A 2,952-nucleotide genomic window follows, 5' to 3' on the forward strand; every position below is an offset into this window, starting at 1 on the left:
ACCAACAACAGTTGACATAGAACCACTAAAAAAGCCGGCAAACCTGCCGACTTCTTGACTCCTAATAGAGTTTGCTTACCGCGTTAACATTTCGGAAGGTATTGAGGGCCAGGTCTTCCGTTGACCACGTTGGATACATCCCACCCTTATAGTAGTTGTTCGACAACAGAACGACCCCGGTCTTCCCGTTGCGACTCAGGGCATACGTCCCTTCGTAGTCATCGCCAACGCCATGACCGTAGTAACCGATACGGTCGAGGTGATACATCCCTCCCGCATAGTGAGCCGTGGTTGACTTACTTTGGTGAAGAATATTTGCACCAGAGCGCTTCTTGAGCAACGTTCCCTGGATCAACGCCCGCTCCGTTCTGAAGACATCGCCAGCAGACATTGTGGCATTCCCTGTGGCAATTTGAACGGCCATGTCCTTGGCAGATGGCACGTGGGGCTGCGAATAGTTGCCAGGAACCGTTCCACTATAACCGATCGTCGTCCCAGGATGCTTGAGTTGTGCAAAGCTAGAATGGTTCAGGTTCAACGGCGTTACCACATGCTCGTAGTACAATCCATAGTAGGATTCGTGCGTCACCTTTCGCAAAATTCCCGCTAACAGGGTATAACAGATTGGTTGGTAATTAAATTGATTAATTTTCGTTCGGTTGATGCGCGCTTGCTGCGCCGCATATTTGTAAACTGCAGGTTCTGTCAGCGTCGTCCCAGGATTCAGATCACCACTGATTCCGGCTTCCATATTGAGCATCTGCCGAATCGTCACCCGATTACTCCCCTTGATCTGTGGATAGTACTTACTGAGCTTATCCGTCAGGTGGAGCTGTCCGGCCTGAGCGGCTCGCATAACGAGCATCCCCGTGATTGACTTTTGGATGGAGTTGATCAAAAACTGTGACGTCGGCTGATTAGCCCGTTGCTTCTTGGCATTGGCCTTACCAAATGAGCGCTGATAGACCACCTTGTTGTTCTTGACCACTAGGGCCGTCCCCACAAATTTTTTGGCCTTCAAACTCTTGGTGAAGCGCGCCGCAAATTGGGGATGCTTCTGTCCCTTATTCTGTTTATCCAACGCTGTTTTCTTCTTTTGCCGCAATTGATTGCTACGCAAGGCATCGTACGCGATCTCCTGCCGCGTTTGCTTAGCATGTAGCTTGTTCGTTGTGTGCACCGCCTGCTGATCCTTGGTATCAATCTCGTGCATCCCGATGACCAGACCGGTAATACCGACAATCACTGTTGCCAAAATGGCCCAGTGCCCCAAATTACGCTTATTCACAATCCTCAATCCCCCTAGAAATTAGACCCCACTTGATTTTGCAATTAGCTGACCATCCACACAAACCGTCAAGCTCCCCGTGACGTGCTGTGCAAACCGAGCTGTTGGATTACCTGGCAACGTGGTCCACCAATTACTTACGGAAAAGTCCCTGCCTCTGATTATACGAAAAGGCTGGCCAAACACAATCTTTTCTACCGATTGTGTCCGCCAACCTAATTATCTTAGTATTTCGTTAACTAATTATTAAAGAATTAATTTTTTGAGTACGTTCAGGTGTTCATCAAACGTGTACTGAATGGGTTCACCATTGGCAACTTCAACCTTGCTAATGTCCGCATCCGCGACACCATCTAAATATTTGATCAAGGCCCGCAACGTACTGCCATGAGCCACGATCAGCTGATTCTGACCGTCTAGCAACCGGGGGGCAACCTGGTCCACCCAGTATGGCATCAACCGGTGATAGGCCATCTCGAGGCTTTCACCTAAAGGCTCGATGTCAGGACCGAACCGATCGTATCGCGCATCTTGCACAATGTGGTCCAGCTGCGGTGGCACCGTTTCAAAGCTTCGCCGCCAAATCTTGATTTGCTTATCGCCGACCTCTTCACGAACACGATCCTTATTCTTCCCTCGAAGCGCACCGTAATGGCGTTCGTTAAGCCGCCAAGATTTGTACTCTGGAATGTAAAGCTGATCAATGGCTTCCAAGACAATGTTTGAGGTGACGATGGCCCGCTGTAGCATTGACGTGTGGAGCGCACCAAAATGAAGCCCCGTCTGTGCCACCAACTGTCCAGCAGCCCGTGCCTGTTGTCGCCCCTTCGCAGTCAGCGGGACATCATTCCACCCCGTAAAAATGTTATCTCGGTTAGCGACACTCTCACCGTGCCGTAAAATAACCAGCTTTGCCATTCGTCACGCTCCCTTTCTCTCTATAATTACCACGACAATCATAACATAGCCGCGGCCAGGTTTCGTTTAATTTGTGCGGAAAATCACGGGCAGTCACCGTTGACTCCTAACCCTATTCTCATTGTGCCCATGTCACTAACCCTAACGCGTCGAAAATACCTGGCCCAACTGCAAAAAAACAGTCCCGACAACCTTCACGCAATTATCGGAGCTGATTTTTTTGATAACGTTGCCCTGACGGCATAACACTTACTGCCGAATCTCGACTTGTAGAAAAGTTATTTTGTTATTCTGATCGAATTCATAAGTATCGAATCCGTGGAAGGCGAACAGCTTGCCATTCCGCTTACACCCCGCAACCGCCCACTCAGCTTGATAGACACCATCGGTAATGACAACCTGACAAAGGTGTCGTAATGACTGATTATCCTGAAAAAAGTTCTCAAAAAATGTCGTAATCTCAGTTGGAGTAGCAGCAATCATCCCGTTGGCTCCCTTAACAACTGCATTGTCAGCGAAAAGAGTGATAATCTCCCGACAAGCTTGATTGTCACGAGAAGCCAAGTCCGATAGCCTAAAATAACGTTTGATAAGTTCTGCTTTTACGTCCATGCAAGTCCCTCCTTCAATCAGAGCTTTAGTGTAGGCTGAAGCTGCGAAATGTAAAGCCAGCTAGCCGGATTGCGAGCCATTCCTTCACTAGACTTACCTATTCAGATGCAGAGAGCGTAAAATATCTTGTGTAA

3 protein-coding genes are annotated in these 2,952 nt (G+C 48.7%); all 3 read right to left on the reverse strand.

Features of this window, described 5'->3' with window-relative positions; genetic code table 11:
- Positions 1-61 precede the first annotated feature (61 nt).
- The 3 genes from FD07_RS11710 to FD07_RS11720 all read right to left on the reverse strand — a co-directional run bounded on the left by FD07_RS11710 (position 62) and on the right by FD07_RS11720 (position 2,818).
- Entirely contained in the window at positions 62-1,288 is a 1,227-nt protein-coding gene (locus tag FD07_RS11710; protein WP_020090512.1) for a serine hydrolase domain-containing protein, read from the reverse strand.
- 246 nt (positions 1,289-1,534) lie between these two features.
- Positions 1,535-2,206 (reverse strand): 2,3-bisphosphoglycerate-dependent phosphoglycerate mutase, encoded by a 672-nt coding sequence (locus FD07_RS11715; protein ID WP_020090513.1) that lies wholly within the window; start codon positions 2,204-2,206, stop codon positions 1,535-1,537.
- 249 nt (positions 2,207-2,455) lie between these two features.
- Complete coding sequence (locus FD07_RS11720) at positions 2,456-2,818, reverse strand: nuclear transport factor 2-like protein (RefSeq protein ID WP_020090514.1); 363 nt, start codon at positions 2,816-2,818, stop codon at positions 2,456-2,458.
- Positions 2,819-2,952: the final 134 nt, after the last annotated feature.

The sequence above is a fragment of the Levilactobacillus parabrevis ATCC 53295 genome (genome assembly GCF_001434055.1).
Taxonomy (GTDB): domain Bacteria; phylum Bacillota; class Bacilli; order Lactobacillales; family Lactobacillaceae; genus Levilactobacillus; species Levilactobacillus parabrevis.

Coding starts and splice junctions, on each gene's coding strand:
- FD07_RS11715 (WP_020090513.1), bottom strand. CDS start 2,206: ATGGCAAAGCTGGTTATTTTACGGCACGGTGAGAGTGTCGCTAACCGA.
- FD07_RS11720 (WP_020090514.1), bottom strand. CDS start 2,818: ATGGACGTAAAAGCAGAACTTATCAAACGTTATTTTAGGCTATCGGAC.